The sequence below is a fragment of the Nocardiopsis halotolerans DSM 44410 genome, assembly GCF_000341065.1.
GTDB lineage: Bacteria > Actinomycetota > Actinomycetes > Streptosporangiales > Streptosporangiaceae > Nocardiopsis > Nocardiopsis halotolerans.
Genome location: NZ_ANAX01000105.1, coordinates 2,759 through 21,905, shown reverse-complemented (window position 1 = coordinate 21,905; position 19,147 = coordinate 2,759). Strand labels below are relative to the sequence as shown.

Annotated in this window: 15 protein-coding genes, 1 tRNA gene and 1 other RNA gene (1 of these 17 only partly in view); 10 read left to right on the top strand and 7 right to left on the bottom strand. The window is 72.3% G+C overall.

The genetic code is table 11. The features are described 5' to 3' along the window. Window positions 1-25 precede the first annotated feature (25 nt). Window positions 26-661 (top strand): TetR/AcrR family transcriptional regulator, encoded by a 636-nt coding sequence (locus D455_RS0108430; protein ID WP_017570301.1) that lies wholly within the window; start codon window positions 26-28, stop codon window positions 659-661. Between the two features lie 121 nt (window positions 662-782). Here the strand turns inward: D455_RS0108430 and D455_RS0108425 are convergent, their stop codons facing one another. After that, a complete protein-coding gene (locus D455_RS0108425; RefSeq protein ID WP_017570300.1) occupies window positions 783-2,975 on the bottom strand; it encodes a DNA polymerase III subunit gamma and tau in 2,193 nt (730 codons plus the stop codon). Between the two features lie 107 nt (window positions 2,976-3,082). Continuing rightward, an RNA gene (ffs, locus tag D455_RS32640) (signal recognition particle sRNA small type) lies at window positions 3,083-3,178 on the bottom strand. 133 nt (window positions 3,179-3,311) lie between these two features. Here ffs and D455_RS0108420 point away from each other — a divergent pair. Both D455_RS0108420 and D455_RS0108415 read left to right on the top strand, forming a co-directional pair. Further along, on the top strand, window positions 3,312-4,664 hold the full coding sequence (locus tag D455_RS0108420) for a DUF2252 domain-containing protein (protein ID WP_017570299.1): 1,353 nt from the start codon (window positions 3,312-3,314) through the stop codon (window positions 4,662-4,664). An 83-nt stretch (window positions 4,665-4,747) separates the two neighbouring features. Further along, window positions 4,748-4,832: transfer RNA gene (locus tag D455_RS0108415), tRNA-Ser, on the top strand. Window positions 4,833-5,235: 403 nt separating this feature from the next. Here D455_RS0108415 and D455_RS0108410 read toward each other — a convergent pair. Both D455_RS0108410 and D455_RS0108405 read right to left on the bottom strand, forming a co-directional pair. Next, window positions 5,236-5,571 (bottom strand): hypothetical protein, encoded by a 336-nt coding sequence (locus D455_RS0108410; protein WP_017570298.1) that lies wholly within the window; start codon window positions 5,569-5,571, stop codon window positions 5,236-5,238. 32 nt (window positions 5,572-5,603) lie between these two features. Then, window positions 5,604-5,804: a type 1 glutamine amidotransferase family protein gene (locus D455_RS0108405; protein ID WP_017570297.1), complete on the bottom strand. Its 201-nt coding sequence runs from the start codon at window positions 5,802-5,804 to the stop codon at window positions 5,604-5,606. A gap of 277 nt (window positions 5,805-6,081) precedes the next feature. Here D455_RS0108405 and D455_RS0108400 point away from each other — a divergent pair, with 277 nt between their 5' ends. Next, window positions 6,082-7,113, top strand: a complete 1,032-nt coding sequence (locus tag D455_RS0108400) for a mechanosensitive ion channel family protein (protein WP_040684709.1) — start codon at window positions 6,082-6,084, stop codon at window positions 7,111-7,113. A gap of 99 nt (window positions 7,114-7,212) precedes the next feature. On the opposite strand, the gene D455_RS0108395 is transcribed toward D455_RS0108400, so the two are convergent. Then, a complete protein-coding gene (locus D455_RS0108395; protein ID WP_017570295.1) occupies window positions 7,213-7,527 on the bottom strand; it encodes an ArsR/SmtB family transcription factor in 315 nt (104 codons plus the stop codon). A 137-nt stretch (window positions 7,528-7,664) separates the two neighbouring features. On the opposite strand from D455_RS0108395, the gene D455_RS0108390 reads away from it, so the two are divergent. From D455_RS0108390 to D455_RS0108375, 4 genes are all read left to right on the top strand, one after another. Then, the gene (locus D455_RS0108390) at window positions 7,665-8,588 is read left to right on the top strand and encodes an alpha/beta fold hydrolase (RefSeq protein ID WP_017570294.1); all 924 of its coding nucleotides are present in this window, start codon (window positions 7,665-7,667) and stop codon (window positions 8,586-8,588) included. Window positions 8,589-8,730: 142 nt separating this feature from the next. Next, window positions 8,731-10,740: an NADPH-dependent 2,4-dienoyl-CoA reductase gene (locus D455_RS0108385; RefSeq protein ID WP_017570293.1), complete on the top strand. Its 2,010-nt coding sequence runs from the start codon at window positions 8,731-8,733 to the stop codon at window positions 10,738-10,740. Window positions 10,741-10,861: 121 nt separating this feature from the next. Beyond that, window positions 10,862-11,719 (top strand): Rieske 2Fe-2S domain-containing protein, encoded by an 858-nt coding sequence (locus tag D455_RS0108380; RefSeq protein ID WP_017570292.1) that lies wholly within the window; start codon window positions 10,862-10,864, stop codon window positions 11,717-11,719. 29 nt (window positions 11,720-11,748) lie between these two features. Further along, window positions 11,749-12,285, top strand: coding sequence for a PadR family transcriptional regulator (locus tag D455_RS0108375; protein WP_017570291.1), 537 nt, complete (start codon window positions 11,749-11,751; stop codon window positions 12,283-12,285). A gap of 9 nt (window positions 12,286-12,294) precedes the next feature. On the opposite strand, the gene D455_RS0108370 is transcribed toward D455_RS0108375, so the two are convergent. Next, window positions 12,295-13,545, bottom strand: a complete 1,251-nt coding sequence (locus D455_RS0108370) for an ROK family transcriptional regulator (protein ID WP_017570290.1) — start codon at window positions 13,543-13,545, stop codon at window positions 12,295-12,297. A gap of 265 nt (window positions 13,546-13,810) precedes the next feature. Next, a complete protein-coding gene (locus tag D455_RS0108365; RefSeq protein ID WP_017570289.1) occupies window positions 13,811-15,994 on the bottom strand; it encodes an alpha-galactosidase in 2,184 nt (727 codons plus the stop codon). Window positions 15,995-16,140: 146 nt separating this feature from the next. Here D455_RS0108365 and D455_RS0108360 point away from each other — a divergent pair, with 146 nt between their 5' ends. Then, complete coding sequence (locus D455_RS0108360) at window positions 16,141-18,609, top strand: glycoside hydrolase family 2 protein (RefSeq protein WP_017570288.1); 2,469 nt, start codon at window positions 16,141-16,143, stop codon at window positions 18,607-18,609. Then, window positions 18,609-19,147 carry the 5' portion of a LacI family DNA-binding transcriptional regulator gene (locus tag D455_RS0108355; RefSeq protein WP_017570287.1) on the top strand. It continues 289 nt past the right edge of the window, so only the first 539 of its 828 coding nucleotides appear in the window; its start codon is at window positions 18,609-18,611; its stop codon lies off the right edge, out of view. The genes D455_RS0108360 and D455_RS0108355 overlap by 1 nt, the downstream gene beginning before the upstream one ends.

The following is a 19,147-nucleotide window of genomic DNA, read 5'->3' as shown; positions in this document are numbered from 1 at the left end:
TTTTTCAGCGGCTACCGTGGCGGGTATGGAGAACACCGCACAGGGAGAGTCCCGGAACCGCCGAGGCCCCGATCCCCGGCGCCGCAGCGAACGCGCGCACCGCGCCATCCTCGACGCCGCCACCGAGCTGATGGGCGAGGTCGGATACGCGAAGCTGACCATGGAGGCGATCGCCGCCAGGGCCAGGGTGGGCAAGCAGACCATCTACCGCTGGTGGCCGTCCAAGGCGGCCGTGGTCTTCGACGTTTTCACTGCGCTGACCGGCGGGAACGCGGGTGATCCCCTGCCCGACACCGGCGATCTGGCCGCGGACCTGAAGACGGTGTTCCGCGCCACGGTGGACGAGTTCCGCATCCCCGAGATGGACCGGACCACGCGGGCGTTCACCACCGAACTCCAGAACGACCCGGACTTCGCCGAGGCCGTCAGTGAGCGGCTGCTCCGTCCCAACACCGAGGCGATCAGGGACCGGCTGCGCTCCGCCGTGGACGCGGGCGAGGTCGATCCGGAGACCGACCTCGGGCTGGCCGTGGAACTGTTCACCGGACCGATCCACCACCGCTGGCTGCTGCGCACCGGGCCGCTCACCCACGAGTACGTGGACGAACTGGTCGACACGGTGCTGCGCGCCCTGCGCCCCCGGGACCGCCAGGCGGTCTGACCGGGGACGGGAAACGCGCGGGACCCTCCCGCGGACGATCCCAGGGCTCCCGGGTCTCCGCTTGCCGCGTCACCGCGGGGTGTCGACGGCGGCGAGCCGGGGAACCCTGGCGGTCACCGCCTCACAGGGAGGCGTCCGGTGCCTCGTGCTCGATCTCCTCGATGACCCGGCCGCCGAGCTCGGACTCGATGAGCCCGGCTCCCGGTGACGCGGAGCCGTTCGAGGGCGCGGAACCGCCCGGGGACGCCGTTCCCGTGGCGGCCGAGGGGGCCCCGGACTCCGGCTGCCGCCGGGCGGGCTCCGGGGAGGGACTCGACGCCCGGGAGGGCTCCGCGGACGACGGGTCACCGTACTCGGGCGGGGGCGCGGCGGACGCGTCCTCGTAGGGGTCGGGCGGCGGCTCCTGGAGCCCGGTGACGATGCGGTCGGGCGGTGGACCGTCCGGTGCGGGCCGCGCTGCCCGTGCGGCCTCCGCCGCGGGCGCGGGTTCGGAAGCGGGCCCCGGTGCCGGGGCGGGTTCCGGAGCCGGTCCGGGCTCGGGTGCGCCGGGTCGCGCGGGCGCGTCCCACCCTGCGGGCTCCGCCGGACGCGCGGGTTCGGGCCTGCGCGCGGGCGCGGCGGACGCCGCGGCGGCGCTGCCAGCCGCGGCGACGCGCACCTCCGCCCCGAGGACCTGCTGGATCGCGGCGGCGACCACCTGGTCGCTGCCGCTGTTACTGAAACCCTTGGCGTCGTTGGGCCGCGCGAAGCCGAGCAGGACGGTGTTGCCCTCCACACCGACCGGACGGACGTCGCTGCCGCTCAGCACCATCCAGGTGAACCGGCGTCGGCCCTTGACCGACTCCAGGATCTGGCTCCACGCGCCCTGCACACGCCCCAGGTCGAGCGGGCCGCCGGACGGAGCGGGTGCCTGGGCTCGCGCGGGAGCGCTCGGCCGGGCCGGGACGTCCCAGCCCGTGGGCTCGGCACTCCGTTCGGCGGGGGCCGGGGCGGGTTCGGGCCTCGGCGCGGCCGGTGCGGCCGGTGCGGCCTCAGGTGCCGGAGCGGTGACGGAAGGCGCGGGGGCCGCCCGCACGGGCTCGGAGGGAACCGTCGGGGAGACCGGCGCGGAGGCGGGTCGGCCCGGCGCCGTGGGAGGAGCGACGGCACCGGAGGCGATCCGGCGCTCCATCTGCTCCAGACGTGCCAGCAGGGCCACCCCCTGGTCTCCGTCGGTGCCCGGCAGCAGGACCCTCGAGCACATGAGTTCCAGCAGCAGCCGGGGCGCGGTGGCCCCGCGCATCTCGGTCAGGCCCTGGTTGAGGATGTCGGCCGCGCGGGTGAGCTCGGCCGGGCCCAGGCGTGACGCCTGGTCCTTCATCTGCTCGGTCGCCTCGGGCGCGACGTTGATCAGTCCCTTGTCCAGGGCGTCGGGCACGGCGGCCAGGACGACCAGGTCGCGGAAGCGCTCCAGCAGGTCGGTGGTGAACCGGCGCGGGTCGTGGCCGCCCTCCACCATGCGGTCGATCAACCCGAACACGGCGGCACCGTCGCGGGCGCCGAGCGCGTCGACCATCTCGCCGAGCAGGCTGGAGTCGGTGTAACCCAGCAGGGAGACGGCGCCCTCACGGGTGATGCCGTCCTCGCCCGAACCGGCGATGAGCTGGTCCAGGACCGAGAGCGTGTCACGCGCCGAGCCCGCGCCCGCGCGCACGACCAGCGGCAGCGCGGCCTGGTCGTAGGAGATGCCCTCCTGCTTGAGCAGGTCCTCCATGAGCTCCTTGAGGGTGCTCGGCGGGATGAGGCGGAACGGGTAGTGGTGGGTCCGCGAGCGGATCGTTCCGATGACCTTCTCGGGCTCGGTGGTCGCGAACACGAACTTCAGGTGCGGCGGGGGTTCCTCCACCAGCTTGAGGAGCGCGTTGAAACCCTCGCGGGTCACCATGTGCGCCTCGTCGATGATGTAGATCTTGTAGCGCGAGTTGACCGGCGAGAAGAAGGCCCGTTCGCGCAGGTCGCGCGCGTCGTCCACACCACCGTGGGAGGCGGCGTCGATCTCGATGACGTCGATGCTGCCGCCGCCGTCGGGGGCCAGCGCCACACAGGAGTCGCAGGTGCCGCAGGGGTCCGGGGTGGGGCCCTCCACGCAGTTGAGGGAGCGGGCCAGGATGCGGGCGCTGGTGGTCTTGCCGCAGCCGCGCGGTCCGCTGAACAGGTAGGCGTGGTTGATCCGTCCGCTGCGCAGCGCCTGGCGCAGCGGGTCCGTCACGTGTTCCTGCCCGCGCACCTCCCCGAACGTCGCGGGGCGGTACTTGCGGTACAGCGCGATGCTCACGGTGTGATCACTCCCCTGGTCCCTGCCACGTGTCCATTCAACCCGCGAGCGGTGACAACTCGCGCCGGTTGGCGCAGACCGGGAGGGGTTCGACCGGGCCGGAGAAAGAGAAGGACCCCCCGCGCACCCGCCAGAGCCCACTTATCCTTGCTGCCTTCCGGCCCTGGGGAGGTTCATGGGGTGACGCCGCACGAGGGGTCTGCCTCGAGTGTATCCGACCTCCGGACTGCTCGGGCAACCGTCTGCGCGACATCCCGTCCTTCGGACGGATCCGTGGGAACGAACGGAACGGGTGCATGCGTCACAACTGGAGCAAACACCGCTCTCGGAGAGACCATGGACGGCATGATCGACCCCTTGGACACCACGGACAGCTCCCGTGACCGCCGCGACCTCATCGTGGCCACCCTGGAGAACGCCTTCTCGGACCTGATGGCCTCCGACCCCGCCGCGTTCCGCGTCAAGTTCCGCAAGATGGCGGCCAACCCCTTCGCCTTCTACAGGGGCAGCGCAGCACTCTTCTACAACGACGTCTCGGACATGGACGACCCCTGGGCCGACGAACGAACCTCACGGGTGTGGATCCAGGGCGATCTGCACGCGGAGAACTTCGGCACCTACATGGACTCCACCGGCCGTCTGGTGTTCGACGTCAACGACTTCGACGAGGCCTACCTCGGCCACTTCACCTGGGACGTGCTCAGGTTCGTGGCCAGCATCGGGGTCATGGGCTGGCAGAAGGCCCTGTCCGACAACGACATCGGCCTGCTCGTACCGCACTACGTCAACGCCTACATCAGCCAGGTGCGCGAGTTCGCGACGACGTCCCGCGACTCGGAGTTCTCGCTCAAGCTGGGCAACACCGACGGCACCGTGCACGACGTACTCCAGAGGACACGGCTCAACAGCCGCGCCGAGATGCTGACGTCCATGACGACCCGCGACGGGTACACCCGCCGGTTCACCGAGGGTCCCCGGGCGCGGCGCCTGGACGACGCCGAGCGGGAACGGGTCATGAAGGCCTACGAGACCTACCTGGGGACCATCCCCGAGGACCGGCGGTTCGCGTCGCTGAACTACGCGGTCAAGGACGTGGTGGGCAGCGGCGGCTTCGGGATCGGCTCGGCGGGCCTGCCCGCCTACACCCTGCTCATCGAGGGCCAGTCGGAGGCGTGGGACAACGACATCGTGCTGTCCATGAAGCAGGGCAACGTGGCCGCGCCGTCCCGGGTGGTGACCGACCAGCGCATCATGGACTACTTCAGGGACCACGGGCACCGCACGGCCGTGTCCCAACGCGCGCTCCAGGCGCACGCCGACCCGCTGCTGGGCCACACCGAGCTGGACGGCGTGGGCTTCGTGGTGAGCGAGGTCTCCCCCTACACCAACGACCTGGACTGGAACGACCTCACCGAGCCCGCGGAGATCGCGCCGGTGCTGGACTACCTGGGTCGTGCCACCGCCAAGGCGCACTGCGTGTCCGACTCGCACGCGGACGCCACTCTGGTGCGCGGCCAGACGGAGGAGGCGGTCATGGAGGTGCTCGACGGCCGCGAGACGGAGTTCACGCGGTGGTGCGTGGACTTCGCGCACCGGTACGCGGCCCAGACCCGGGCCGACCACTCGCTGTTCGTGGACGCCTTCCGAAACAACGCCATCAGCGGGGTGACCTCCAGCCGCGTCCCGTGAACCCGGGCACGGAGCACGGGTGCTTCCGGGAGATCGCGAAAACCTGTTCAGAGCACTCCGTGACGGCATGTAGAGTTGTTCGCGGAGGATTCGCCTAGTGGCCTAGGGCGCACGCTTGGAAAGCGTGTTGGCGGCAACGCCTCAGGGGTTCGAATCCCCTATCCTCCGCGAGCGGCCCGTGGTGGTCGACGACCTTCGGTCGTCCTCCCCACGGGCCGAAGCATTTCCCAGGGGGACGACCCCCTGAAACCCCCGAAGAGCCCGTGGTGGTCGACGACCTTCGGTCGTCCTCCCCACGGGCCGAAGCATCTCCCAGGGGGACGACCCCCCGAAACCCCCGAAGAGCCCGTGATGGTCGACGACCCTCGGTCGTCCTCCCCACGGGCCGAAGCATCTCCCAGGGGGACGACCCCCCGAAACCCCCGAAGAGCCCGTGATGGTCGACGACCCTCGGTCGTCCTCCCCACGGGCCGAAGCATCTCCCAGGGGGACGACCCTCCGAAACCCCCGAGGGGCCAGCAGGCGGAAGGCCCCGACCGGACACCGGTCGGGGCCTTCGTCGTTCGCAGCCTCAGTTTCGGTCTCCGTTGGCCTCTGCGGAACCGTCGTCCGTCCGGCGCCGGGCCACGACGCTGGAGGCGGGCAGCCGCCCGGCCCTCGACGTCCCGGCCATCCGGTCCCCCTCGACGGTCAGGTCGAAGGCGAGGTCGAGGCGCATCGGCCTGGTGACCGCCTGGCGCCAGGTGAGGCGGTCACCGTCCAGGGCCAGGTCCGTGAGCTCCACCTCCTCCCCGGCACCCAGGGCGGTTCCGGTCAGCTCGCCGCCCTCCCCGGTGATGCGCACGGTCGGCCGCAGCCTGCCGACCGGCGTGGTGATGGTCAGGTCCCAGGTTCCATCGACCGACATGTCCTCTGTGCTCCTCGTGGTGTGCGGGCGGTTCACGCGACGGCCTCGGGGCCCTCGGCCCGCCAGACGACGCCGCGGCGCTCGTGGGAGAACAGCCGCTCGACGGAGTGGGCGACGCGCGGGCCCACCTCGCGTTCCAGCAGGTACAGGCCCAGGTCCAGCCCGGAGGTGACCCCGGCAGCGGTCACCAGGTCGCCGTCGTCGACGACGCGGGCGGGGTTCGGCTCCCCCACCGCGTTCCGCGAACGTTTCCGACAGGTCGTCGGCACCAGCCCGCAGGCCTACCGACGCGCCTTCCGCGGCACCGACGGCCGGTGACGGGCCCCGCTGCGACCTCCCTCTCCCTCCTCGCCCTTCACCTGACCGGGCGGTTCGTCCCCCCTACCCTCGGGGGGACGGTCGGGGCAGAAGTGACGGGTGCGCATCCAACAGCGCAGGCTCCGCGCACACTCCCTCCTGGACGCCGACCCGGAAGACCTCCGTCCCTACGAACAAGAAGGCAACCATCCCATGTCACCCCACATGAACCTCGCCCAAGAGGGGCTGGCCGAGCAGGCCCTCAGCGTGCCGGGTTGGCTGAGTGAGAACGCCGGGGCTCTCGTCAGCACGCTCCTGAGCATCCTCCTCATCATCGTCGTCGCCGTCCTGGCACGGGCCGTGGGCAGGCGCATGATCAACCGCGCCCTGAAGCGCATCACCCAGCCCGTCCAGAACGGTGACGGTGACGGCGACAAGCCCCGCCGGAACGGCCGCGGAATGGCCGTCCTCCAGCGCGGCGACACCCGTGCCAAGGAACGGCGCGAGCAGCGTGCCAAGACCCTGGAAACGGTGCTGAACAGCATCGTCACCGTCGTCATCACCATCACGGCGCTGGCCATGATCCTGGGTGAGGTCGGCATCGCGCTCGGCCCGCTGCTCGCCAGCGCGGGCGTGGTCGGACTGGCGATCGGCTTCGGCGCGCAGTCCCTGGTCGCCGACTACATGGCGGGCCTGCTGATCATGATGGAGGACCAGTACGGGGTCGGCGACATCGTCGACCTCGGCGAGGCGATCGGCACGGTCGAACACGTCGGCCTGCGCATCACCAAGATCCGCGACCTCGACGGCGGGCTGTGGTACATCCGCAACGGCGAGATCATGCGCGTGAAGAACGACAGCCAGGACTGGGCCCGCGCCATCCTCGACGTCAGCGTCGACCACGGCTCCAACCTCGACACCGTCTACGAGGTCCTGGAGCGCACCGGAGCCGAGCTGCGCCAGGACCCCGAACACGGCAAGTTCCTCATCGAGGACCCGGAGGTGTGGGGTGTGCAGGCCCTGGAGGCCGACTCCGTCACGGTCCGCATGGTCGTCAGGACGGTGCCGTTGCAGCAGTGGGGCATCACCCGCCAGCTGCGCCGGCGTGTCAAGGACGCGTTCGATGACGCGGGGATCAGGATTCCCTTCCAGCAGCGCACGGTGTGGATGCGCCACGGGAACGGCGCGGAGGCCGGCTCGGACGGCAACGGACACGTCACCGGTATGGGCAGTCAGCACAACTGACGGAGCCCGCGACCAGGCGCCTCGTCCCCCGTCCCTCCGCTGGGACGGGGGACGCGTCGCGTCTGGCCCCGCGCCCCCACCGGCGTCGCCGCGTCCCGGTCAGGCCCCGCCCGGGACGCGGTCCGAGAGGACCAGGTCCAGCAGGCCGGGGAAGCGGGTGTCGAGCTCGTCGCGGCGCAGCGTGATGTAGAGCCTGCGTCCGGCGCGGCGCTGGTGGATGACCCCGCTCTCGCGGAGGACCCTCCAGTGGTGGGTCATGCTCGACTTCGGGATACCGGAGAGGACCTCCCCGCAGAACCTCTCCTCGCCGTCGGCCAGCGCTCGCACGACGTCCAGACGGACGGGGTGTCCCAGGGCGGCCAGCACGTCGACGAGCTCGATCTCCGAGGTGTCGGGATGGTGCAGTACGGCCATGGCGCCACTGTACGCGGATGCCGTACCGATCGGCGAGCACGGGGTTGACACATACTGTTCGTTAGTACGATGATCTCGTACATTCGAACGTTGATCGCCGCCCGCCGTGGGCGACGCCCGACCCCGGAGGAACCCCCATGACCACACCCCACCCGCTGGACGACGCCGAACTCGCGCGCTCGCTCGACGGCGGCTTCACCAGCCACCACGCCGACGTCAACGGCGTCCGCCTGCACTACGTCGAGGGCGGCTCCGGCACCCCCCTGCTCCTGCTGGGCGGCTGGCCGCAGACCTGGTGGCAGTGGCACAGGGTCATGCCCGCGCTCGCACGCCGCCACCGGGTGATCGCCGTGGACCTGCGCGGCATGGGCGGCTCCGCCAAGCCCGCCGACGGCTACGACAAGAGGACGATGGCGCGCGACATCCGCGAGCTCGTCCGCCACCTCGACCTGGGGTCCGTGGACATCGCCGGTCACGACATCGGCGCCATGGTCGCCTACGCGTACGCGGCCAACCACCCCGAGGCGACGCGGAGGATCTGCATGTTGGACGTCGCGCACCCGGACGGGGGGTGGGCGGAGTACCGGCTGCTTCCCGAGCACGGCCAGCCGGTGAACACCCCGCTGGGTGAGGGCGGGAGCCCCCTCCTGTGGTGGTTCGCCTTCAACCAGGTCCTGGGGCTGCCGGAGAAGCTGCTGGAGGGGCGCGCCCGCGTGCTGGTCGACTGGCTCGCCGAACACATCACCAAGGACCCCGCCTCCATCGACGACCGCTCCCGCGAGGTCTACGCCCGCGCCCTCTCCACCGCCGACGCCGTCCGCGCGGGCAACGCCTGGTACCGGGCGTTCACCACCGACATCGCCGACGAGCGGACCTACGCGCCCGTGACGGCGCCGCTCCTCGTGCTCGGCGGCGTGCTGAGCAACCACGACTCGCTCCGCGAGGTGATGCCCGCCAAGGGCACCGACGTGCGCGTGGTCGCGGTCGACGACTGCGGCCACTACATCCCCGAGGAGCGGCCCGAGGCCGTCGTCGACGCGCTGGAGTCCTTCCTCGCCTGACGCTCCGCTCCCGGCGCGGCGGCGCTCCGCCGCGCCGGGCACCGGATCGCCGAGGGCACTCGCGTCCAGTTTTGCAACTTGTTGCATAATGAGGTCGGGTCGGCCGGACACCGGCCCGCGAGGCACCGCGCGAGGAGACGACATGGGCGACTACCCCCACCTGCTGGAACCGCTGGACCTGGGCTTCACGACCCTTCCCAACCGCGTGGTCATGGGCTCCATGCACGTCGGTCTGGAGGAGGTGCCGGGCGGTTTCGAGCGGATGGCCGCCTTCTACGCCGAGCGGGCCCGGGGCGGCGTCGGTCTCATCGTCACCGGCGGCATCGCCCCCAACGCCGAGGGCGCCACGTACACGGGTGCCGCGAAGATGACCACCGAGGCGGAGGCCGAGGAGCACCGCGTGGTCACCGACGCCGTGCACCGCGAGGGCGGGCGCATCGCCATGCAGATCCTGCACACCGGCCGCTACGCCTTCAGCGAGGACTCGGTCGCGCCGAGCGCGATCCAGGCCCCCATCAGCGCCTTCACCCCGCGCGCGCTCACCGGCGACGAGGTCGAGCGGACCATCGATGACTTCGCCCGCGCGGCCGAACTGGCCAGGCACGCCGGATACGACGGCGTGGAGGTCATGGGCTCCGAGGGGTACCTGATCAACCAGTTCATCGCCGAGGCCACCAACCGGCGTGAGGACGAGTGGGGCGGCTCCTTCGAGAACCGCATGCGCTTCCCCGTCGAGATCGTGCGGCGCGTGCGCGAACGCGTCGGCGACGACTTCGTCCTCGTCTACCGGCTGTCCATGCTCGACCTGGTCCCCGGCGGCTCCACGTTCGACGAGGTGGTCCGCCTGGCGAAGGCCGTGGAGGAGGCCGGGGCGACCATCATCAACACCGGCATCGGCTGGCACGAGGCGCGCGTCCCCACCATCGCCACGTCCGTGCCGCGCGGCGCCTACAGCTGGGTGACGCGCAGGTTGAAGGGCCTGGTGTCCGTACCGCTCGTCGCGGTCAACCGCATCAACACCCCCGAGGTCGCCGAGGAGGTCCTCGCCGGGGGCGACGCCGACATGGTCTCCCTGGCACGCCCCTTCCTGGCCGACCCCGACTTCGTCGCCAAGGCCGCGGCGGGCACCCCCGAGGAGATCAACACCTGCATCGGCTGCAACCAGGCCTGCCTGGACCACACCTTCAGCCTCAAGGTGACCTCCTGCCTGGTGAACCCGCGCGCCTGCCACGAGACCGAACTCGTGCTCTCCCCCACCCGCCTCAGGAAGAACGTGGCCGTCGTCGGCGCCGGCCCCGCCGGGCTCGCCTGCTCCGTGTCCGCCGCCGAGCGCGGGCACGCGGTCACCCTGTTCGACGCGGCCGGGGAGATCGGCGGCCAGCTGAACCTGGCCCGCCGCGTGCCGGGCAAGCAGGAGTTCGACGAGACCCTGCGCTACTACCGCGTCCAGCTCGACAAGCACGGGGTGGACGTACGGCTCGGCACCCGGGTGACCGCCGCCGACCTGGACGGCTACGACGAGATCGTACTCGCCACGGGCGTCACCCCGCGTGTGCCGGGGATTCCGGGTGTGGACCACCCCAAGGTGGTCGGCTACGTGGACGTCCTCAGCGGAAACGTCGAGGTCGGCGACCGGGTGGCGGTCGTCGGCGCGGGCGGTATCGGCTTCGACGTGTCCGTGTTCCTCACCGACGACGGCGACGGGGTCGGTACCGACGAGTTCCTCCGCAGGTGGGGCGTGGACGACGACCCCGCCTCCCGGGGCGGGCTCCGGAAGCCCGAGCGCCCGGCGACGCCGCGCGGTGTGCACCTGCTCCAGCGCAGGACCACCAAGGTCGGCGCGGGGCTCGGCAAGACGACGGGATGGATCCACCGCCTGGAACTGCGCCACCGCGGCGTGGAGATGGTCGCGGGGGCCGAGTACGACCGGATCGACGACGAGGGGCTGCACCTGACCGTCGGCGGGGAGAAGCGCGTGCTCGACGTGGACACGGTCGTGGTGTGCACGGGCCAGGAGCCCCGCCGGGACCTCGCCGAGGAGCTGACCGCGGCGGGGCGCGCGGCCCACCTGATCGGCGGCGCCGACGAGGCGGCCGAGCTGGACGCCAAGCGGGCGATCGACCAGGGCACCCGCCTGGCCGCGGCCCTGTGATCCCCGCCCCGGGTGCTCCGGACGGGTCCCCCGGGGAGTTTTCGGGAAAGTCGGGTTCAAGGATCCGTGGAACCCGGTGACGCGCGAGTGACACGCGCGCACCCGGGGTAGCCGCAGCACCATGAGACTCGGTGAACGCATCCGCGGGATCGAACGCGACGAACGGCTCGATCCCGCGGTCTCCCGCATGAAACGTCTGGCCGAACGCATCCCGTCCGGCGCTGTCCGCGACGCCCTGCACGGCGTGCAGCTCGGGCATCCCACGCATCCGATCCTCGTGCAGCTGCCCATCGGCACCTGGATGGCGGCGGTGCTGCTGGACATGCTGCCAGGAGACCACCGCCGCAGCGCGCACGCGCTGGTCAACGCCGGTCTGCTCACCACCCTTCCGTCGGTGGTGAGCGGCCTGGCGGACTGGTCGCAGCAGCACGAGCGGCAGCAGCGCGTGGGCGTGGTGCACGCGGCGGCCAACGGCGTCGGCACCCTGCTGTTCGGCGCCTCCTCGCTGGCCCGGGCCCGCGGCCGGGAGGGCTGGGGGAAGTTCCTGGCCCTGACCGGTGTGGGCATCATCGGGTTCAGCGGATCCCTGGGCGGACACATCGCCTACTACCGCGCGGCGGGCGCCAACAGCGCCGACTACCTCGCCGACCTGGTGCCCGACGGATGGCACGACCTCGGCCCGCTGGACGGGTTCGCCGACGGCGGGCTCGATGGCGGTGACGTGGACGGCGTTCCGGTCGTGGTGGCGCGGACGGGCGGTTCGGTGACCGCGCTGTTGGGCGCGTGCCCCCACATGGGCGCTCCCCTGGCGGAGGGCGAACGGGTGGACGAATGCGTGCGCTGCCCCTGGCACGGCAGCGAGTTCCACCTGGACGACGGGATGGTCGTGCACGGACCCGCCACCGCCTCGCTGGAGACCCTGGAGGCGTCGGTCGTGGACGGAAGGGTGATGGTCCGCCTGCGCGAACCAGAGGAGTGACGTGCCCGCGGGCTGCCTAGAATGCGCCCATGTCCCTGCCCCACGCCATCCTGACCGCCCTGCTGGAGAAGCCCTCGTCCGGCCTGGAGCTGGCCCGGCGCTTCGACCGCTCGATCGGGTTCTTCTGGTCGGCCACCCACCAGCAGATCTACCGGGAGCTGGGCAAGCTGGAACGGACGGGACTGATCCGGGCGCTGCCCGCGGAGGTCCCCACCCGCGGCCAGCGCAAGGAGTACGAGGTGCTGCCCGCCGGGCGGGAGGAACTGGAGCGGTGGGTGGACGTACGCGAGGATCCCCGGGTCGCGCGGGACCCGCTGCCGCTGCGCCTGCGCGCGGCCGGGGTGGTGGGCGTGCGCGGCCTGGTGCCGGAGCTGCGCCGCCACCGCGACCTGCACCTGCTGCGGCTGGAGGAGTACCGCGCGTTCGAGCGGCGTGACTACCCCGGCGGGCCGACCACCGAGCGGGAGAGGGTTCAGCGCCTGGTCCTGCTCGGCGGGATCGACGTGGAGGCCGGGTGGGTGTCGTGGTTGTCCCGCGCCATCGAGGAGCTGGAGGGATCCGGCTGACAGGGTGCCTCAGCCCTGGGACGCCTCGACCTCCGCCAGGTTCCCGGGCAGCCGCAGCCCCGGGCTCATCGGCACCAGCTGGGACTGGAGGACCATGGTGGCCGCGCCGATGGCGGGCGCGGTCGCGGCCGAGGTGGACAGCCGCACCTCGACCGGATGGGTGGCGCGGGCGAAGAACGCCCGGTCCAGCTCCCGCTGGATGACGGGCAGGTAGACCGACCCCGCCACGGCCAGGCTCGAACCGGTCAGCACCAGCAGGTCCACGTCCATCACGTTGGCCAGGGTGCGGACCGCCACGGCCAGGTGGCGGGCGGAGCGGTCCAGCAGGGCGCGCGCCGTGGGCTCACCCTGGCGGGCCGCACGGACCACGGCGGTGAACTCCGCCGCCACCGACGGCCGGGTCCGGCCGCCCTCGCGGGTCAGGTCCGCGGTCCGCGCGAGTGCCTCGTCCGCCCGGGCCGCCGCCACGACGGCGGCGGGACCGGCGATCGCCTCGACGCACCCGCGTCCGCCGCACCAGCACAACGGGCCGTCGACGTCCAGGCACACGTGCCCGATCTCCCCGGCGTTGCCGCTGGCCCCGGCGTACGGAATGCCGTTGACCAGGACCCCGGCGCCGACGCCGGTGCCCATGTACACGGCCGCGAAGATGGTGGACCCGTTGACCACGCCGGACCAGTACTCGCCGAGGGCGGCGGCGGTCGCGTCGTTGCCCGGGACCACGGGCAGGCCGACGGCGTTCTCCAGTTCCTCGGCCGCGGGGTAGTCGGCCCAGCGCCGCAGCGACGGGTGCCGGTGGAGCCCGTCGGTCGGCGCCACCAGCCCGACCCCGAGCACCCGCTCGCGGTCCACTCCGGCGCCCTCCACGAGCGCGTCCACCTGCCCGGCCATGCGCGCCGTGATCTCGGCGGGGTCCTCGTCGCCGATCCCGGCACGGGTCATCCGGGACACGACGGCACCGGTGAGGTCGGTGAGGGCGTAGGTGATGCCGATGGGGTCGATGTGGACGCCCACGGCGTAGCGCGCCTCCCGATCGAGTCGGAGCAGCACGCGGGGCTTGCCTCCGGTGGACTCGGCGCGTCCGGTCTCCAGGACCAGCCCGTCGTCGATGAGCCCGCGGACGACGGTGGAGATCGTGGCCCCGGTGAACCCGGTGGCCTCGACCAGCCCGACGCGGCTGATCGTGCCCGCCGCCCGGATGACGTCGAGGACCGCCGCCCTGCTCGTCGTGTGCGGAATGGCCCGTGACGACCCGCCCACCGTAACCTCCGCACCCTCGATGATCGGACTTTCCAGCAACGGTCGCGGCTGGGGAGGAACGTCCCCTTCCGCTACTTTCTTCACCTGCCTGATGAAGTGTCGCTCCTTCACGCGGCAACGGCAAGTCCGGCGGACGCGCACGTCACACCGGACCTCGGACGTGACACCCTGCTTCGGTGACCGGACACGGTCCGGAGCCGGGAGTCCTCGGCCGTCGCCCGGGAGGGAACCGGGATCCTCCCCCGCTCCCTCCCGGCACGGCCGGTCAGACCCGGGTGGCGCGCACCAGCACCAGCCGTTCCGGGAAGAGCACCGGCGCCTGGAGGCCCGCGCCCTCCAGCGCCCCGCCCCTGACGCGCACCCCCTCGGCGGTCCACCACGGCAGGGGTACGCCCCACCGGTGGGCGTTGCCGTCGGGCACGTCTCCGGGCGCCTGCGGGCGGACGTGGTAGACCGACTCGGGGTGCAGGCCCGGCAGCCGGACGGGCCCGGTCGGGTACGACTCCGAGGTTCCGGTGGCGACGATCGCGTAGACCGCCTCGGACCGGTCCTCGGCGACCACGCCGTGCACCCGGACCGCCGGATCCGGATGGTCCCCGTGCACGGCGGTGCCCGTGTGCAGCAGCCCGCGCAGCTCCTTGTACAGTCCCACCCACTCCCGGAGGCGCTCCAGTTCGTCGGCGTCGGCGAGGGTGAGGTCCCACTCGATCCCGAAGTGGCCGAACAGGGCGGTCCCGGCCCGGAAGTCCAGGGCGTGGCGGCGGTCGGTGGTGTGCGCGGTCCCCGACCCCACGTGGGTGCCCATCAGCTCCAGCGGGACGAGCGCGTTGGTCCACCGCTGGATGTCCTGCCTCTCCAGGGCGTCGATGCAGTCGGAGACCCACACGCGGTCGGTCCGCTCCAGGATCCCCAGGTCCACCCGTCCGCCGCCGGACGAGCAGGACTCGATCTCCACCCCCGGGTGGCGTCGGCGCAGCTCGTCCATCAGCCGGTACACCGCCAGGGTCTGCCCGTGGACCCCCGCGCGTCCGGTCGGCCGGTGTCCTGCCTCGACCAGGTCCCGGTTGTGGTCCCACTTGAGGTAGGCGACGGGATACGCGGACAGCAGCTCGTCCAGGCGCTCCAGGACGTGGGCGAACGCCTCGGGACGCGCCAGGTCGAGCACCTGCTGGGAGCGCGCCGGTCGGGGCAGCCGGTCACCGGCGGCCATGATCCAGTCGGGGTGCGCGCGGGCCAGGTCGGAGTCCTCGTTGACCATCTCCGGTTCGACCCACAGTCCGAACCGCATCCCGAGCCCGGTGACGTGGTCGATGAGCGGCCCCAGCCCGTCCGGCCACACCTCGTCGGAGACGTACCAGTCGCCGAGGCCGCGTCGGTCGTCGCGGCGCGAGCCGAACCAGCCGTCGTCGAGCACGAACCGCTCGGCGCCCACGCGCGCGGCGGCGTCGGCGAGTGCGCGCAGCCGGTCGAGGTCGTGGTCGAAGTAGACGGCCTCCCAGGTGTTGACGACCACCGGACGCGGGCCGGAGGGATGGTGCGGACGCGAGCGCAGGTGGCGGTGGAAGCGCGCGGACACCTCGTCCAGACCGTGCCCGTGGGAGCCGTACTGCCACGGCGTGGTGTAGGACCCGCCCGCCTCCAGCACGACCTCGCCGGAGAGCAGGAGCTCGCCGGAGCCCAGCAGGGACACCGCGTGGTAGGTGCGTTCGGCGAAGGTGCGGTGGTTGCCCGACCATGCGGTGTGCACGGCCCACACCTCTCCGGAGCGGTTGTCGAAACCGCGCGTCCCGGCGGCCAGCAGGTGGGCGGAGTCGTATCCGGTGCGCCCGGTGCGGTTCTCCCGGACGCGCAGGCCCTGGGTGAAGGCGGTCCGCTGGGGGCTGCGCTCGCGCATGTGGCGGCCGGTGAAGTCGAGCAGCTCGACCGCCTCGGCCGGGACGGGCAGGGTGAGGTTGACGGCGTCCACGGAGAAGGGGGTGCCGCCCTCGTTGGTGACGGTGGCGCACTGGCGGACCAGGCCGGAGGGGGTCAGTTCGATCACGAGGTCCAGGGCGAGCCCCGCTCCGGCGTCCTCGGCACGGACGGCCAGGCGCCCGCCCGCCGGAGAACCGTGCTCCACCGCCGACTCGCGCACGCGGAAGGCGGTGGAGAAGTCGGCGCCGCCCCGGTTGCCGACGAGGCCGGGGGTGCCGAGCCATCCGGCGGACTGCTCGGGGAGCACGGCCACGTCCACGGGTCCGTCCACGGAGAACCCGATCGGTTGCGCGCGCAGGGCGAGCCGCAGGTCGGCCAGTTCCTCGCGGGAGAGGTCGCCCAGGTCCGAGCCCCAGTGCAGGATCCGGGGCAGGGCTCCGCCGCTCAGGTCCAGGAGGAGGCTCACTCCGGCGGCGCGCAGGTGCGGGAGGTCGGAGCCGCCGGGGAGGGGGTGGTGCGATGCCACGGTCGCCACGTCCTTCGTGGTCGGGAACAGGGTTGACTTACTTTGTTCAGAAAAGTAAGAATCTCCGACATGGCCGGTCCACGCAAGAGGTACCGGCAACGACGACGACCGCGCACCCCCGAGCGGTCCCCCGATCCCTGCCCGGAGAGGCACAGATGATCCGTCACACCCTTCACGACGGCTGGCAGCTGTCCGCGACCACCGGTCCCGTCCCCGAGGACGTCGCGGGCCGCTCCGTTCCCGCCCAGGTCCCGGGAAGCACCCACCTCGACCTGCTGGCGGCCGGGCTGATCCCCGAGCCCTACCTGGACACCAACGAGACCGAGCTGGCCTGGGCGCACCGCGTCGGCTGGCGTTACGCCCTCTCGTTCGAGGCCGAGGCGGCCGGCCCCGACGAGCGCGTCGACCTGGCCTTCGACGGCCTGGACACGGTGGCGACCGTGGAGCTCAACGGCGTCGAACTCGGCACCACCGCCAACATGCACCGCGGGTACCGCTTCGACGTGCGCGACGCGCTCCGCGCCGGGACCAACGAGCTCGTGGTCTCCTTCCGTTCCGCCCTGGAGTACGCCGAGGAGACGCGCGAGAGGCTCGGCGCCCGGCCGCACGTCAACACCCACCCGTTCAACATGGTCCGCAAGATGGCCTGCTCCTTCGGCTGGGACTGGGGGCCGGACCTCCAGACGGCCGGGATCTGGAAGCCCGTACGCCTGGAGCGGTGGCGGACCGCGCGCCTGTCCCAGGTGCGCCCGCTGGTCACCGTCGGCGAGGACGGCACCGGACGTGTCGAGGTGCACGCCGACGTCGAGCGGGCCGGGGAGGACACCGGCCTCGTCCTGGCCGCCGAGGTCGCCGGGCGGCGGGCCACCGCGACCGTGGCGCCCGGCGAGCGCTCGGGCGTGGTCGTCGTCGAGGTGCCCGACGCCCGCCTGTGGTGGCCGGTCGGCCACGGCGACCAGCCCCTGTACGACCTGTCCGTCACCCTGACCGAGGAGGGCGGCGACGGGCCGCTGGACTCCGCCGCCCGCCGCGTGGGATTCCGCACGATCACCGTGGACACCGAGCCCGACGAGCACGGAACCCCCTTCACCGTCGTGGTCAACGGCAAGCCGATCTTCGTCAAGGGCGCCAACTGGATCCCCGACGACCACTTCCTCACCCGGATCACGCGCGAGCGCCTGGCCAGGCGCGTGGACCAGGCCGTGGGCGCCCACATGAACATGCTGCGCGTGTGGGGCGGCGGCATCTACGAGAGCGAGGACTTCTACGACGTCTGCGACGAGCGCGGCGTCCTCGTGTGGCAGGACTTCCTCCTGGCCTGCGCCTCCTATCCGGAGGAGGAGCCCCTGTGGAGTGAGTTCGAGGCCGAGGCCAGGGAGAACGTCGCGCGCCTGACCTCGCACGCCTCGCTCGCCCTGTGGAACGGCGGCAACGAGAACCTCTGGGGCTTCATGGACTGGGGCTGGCAGGAGCAGCTGGAGGGCCGCACCTGGGGCCACGGCTACTACACCGACCTCTTCCCCCGGATCGTCGCCGAGCTCGACCCCACGCGGTTCTACTCCGACGGCAGCCCCTACACCCCGCGCTTCGCCCTGGACGAGGTCCACCCCAACGACGAGGGGCACGGCACACGCCACGAGTGGGACGTGTGGAACCAGACCGACTACCGGGCCTACCAGGACCAGGTGCCCCGGTTCTGTTCCGAGTTCGGATTCCAGGGCCCGCCGACCTGGGCCACCCTCACCGACTGGGTGCACGACGAGCCGCTGACCCCCGTCTCCCCCGCCTTCCTGCTGCACCAGAAGGCCGAGGACGGCAACGGCAAGCTCGACCGCGGCATGAAGGCGCACCTGACCACGCCGCGCACCTTCGAGGACTGGCACTGGGCCACCCAGCTCAACCAGGCCCGCGCGGTCGCGTTCGGCGTCGAGCACTTCCGGTCCTGGTGGCCGCGCACCGCCGGTTCCCTGGTCTGGCAGATCAACGACTGCTGGCCGGTCACCTCCTGGGCGGCCGTGGACGGTGACGAGCGGCCCAAGCCGCTCTGGTACGGGCTCCGCCGCGCCTACGCGCCGCGCCTGCTCACCGTCCAGCCCCGGGACGGGCGCCTGGTCCTGGTGGCCGTGAACGACACCGACGAGGCCTGGTCCGCGCCGGTCCGGGCGGAACGCCGGGCCTTCGGTGGCGAGGTCCTCCACACGGACGGGTTCGACCTGGCCGTGCCGCCCCGTTCCGTGGCGGAGCTCGACCTGGCGCGGGAACTGCTCGCGGCCGGGGACGCGAAGAAGGAGGTGCTCGTGGTCACGACCGAGGACGCACGCCTCGTCCGGCCCTTCCGTGAGGACGTCCACCTGTCCTACGACCCCGACGCGCTGACCGCCACCGCCACTCCCGTGGAGGGCGGCTACCGGGTGGAGGTGCGCGCCTCGTCCTTCGCCAGGGACGTCTCCGTGATGGCCGACCGGGTGGCCCCCGACGCCCGGGTGGACGACATGCTCGTGGACCTGCTGGCCGGTGAGACGCACGGCTTCATGGTGCGGACGGACGCGGAGGTGGACCCCGCGGCGCTGACCTCCGCTCCCGTCCTGCGCTCGGCCAACTCGCTGCACGTCCGGCGGGCCTGATGGGCGGGTCCGGGGCCGGGGGCGCGGTCGGTCTGGTCCTGGCGAGGCCGCGCCGTCTGCTGAGCACCGAGCCCTTCTTCATGGAGTTCATCGCCGGGATCGAGGAACGGCTGGCCGAGCGCGACATGGCGGTCCTGCTGCACCTGGTGACCGGGCGGGAGGCCGAGCTGGCCGCCTACCGCAGGTGGGCGGAGCGGCGCCTGGTCGACGTGGTCGTGGTGGTCAACCCCGCCTACGGGGACGAACGCCCCGCCGCACTGCGCGAACTGGGACTGCCCGCCGTGATCGCCGGGGGCCCCGACCCGGACCCCGGCACGCCCTCCGTCCGGACCGACCACGCCTCCCCGGTCCGGGAGGCGTTGGCGCGCCTGCTGGACCTGGGCCACCGGCGCGTCGCGCGGCTGACCGGCCCCGCGGACCTGCTGCACACCCGCGCCCGCACGGAGGCCCTCGTGGCGGCCTGCCGTGCGGCCGGGGTGGCCGACCCTGTGATCGTGGAGGGTGACTACTCCGACGAGGCCGGGGAGAGGCTCACGGC

Coding starts and splice junctions, on each gene's coding strand:
- D455_RS0108430 (WP_017570301.1), top strand. CDS start 26: ATGGAGAACACCGCACAGGGAGAGTCCCGGAACCGCCGAGGCCCCGAT.
- D455_RS0108420 (WP_017570299.1), top strand. CDS start 3,312: ATGGACGGCATGATCGACCCCTTGGACACCACGGACAGCTCCCGTGAC.
- D455_RS0108410 (WP_017570298.1), bottom strand. CDS start 5,571: ATGTCGGTCGATGGAACCTGGGACCTGACCATCACCACGCCGGTCGGC.
- D455_RS0108400 (WP_040684709.1), top strand. CDS start 6,082: ATGTCACCCCACATGAACCTCGCCCAAGAGGGGCTGGCCGAGCAGGCC.
- D455_RS0108395 (WP_017570295.1), bottom strand. CDS start 7,527: ATGGCCGTACTGCACCATCCCGACACCTCGGAGATCGAGCTCGTCGAC.
- D455_RS0108390 (WP_017570294.1), top strand. CDS start 7,665: ATGACCACACCCCACCCGCTGGACGACGCCGAACTCGCGCGCTCGCTC.
- D455_RS0108385 (WP_017570293.1), top strand. CDS start 8,731: ATGGGCGACTACCCCCACCTGCTGGAACCGCTGGACCTGGGCTTCACG.
- D455_RS0108380 (WP_017570292.1), top strand. CDS start 10,862: ATGAGACTCGGTGAACGCATCCGCGGGATCGAACGCGACGAACGGCTC.
- D455_RS0108375 (WP_017570291.1), top strand. CDS start 11,749: ATGTCCCTGCCCCACGCCATCCTGACCGCCCTGCTGGAGAAGCCCTCG.
- D455_RS0108360 (WP_017570288.1), top strand. CDS start 16,141: ATGATCCGTCACACCCTTCACGACGGCTGGCAGCTGTCCGCGACCACC.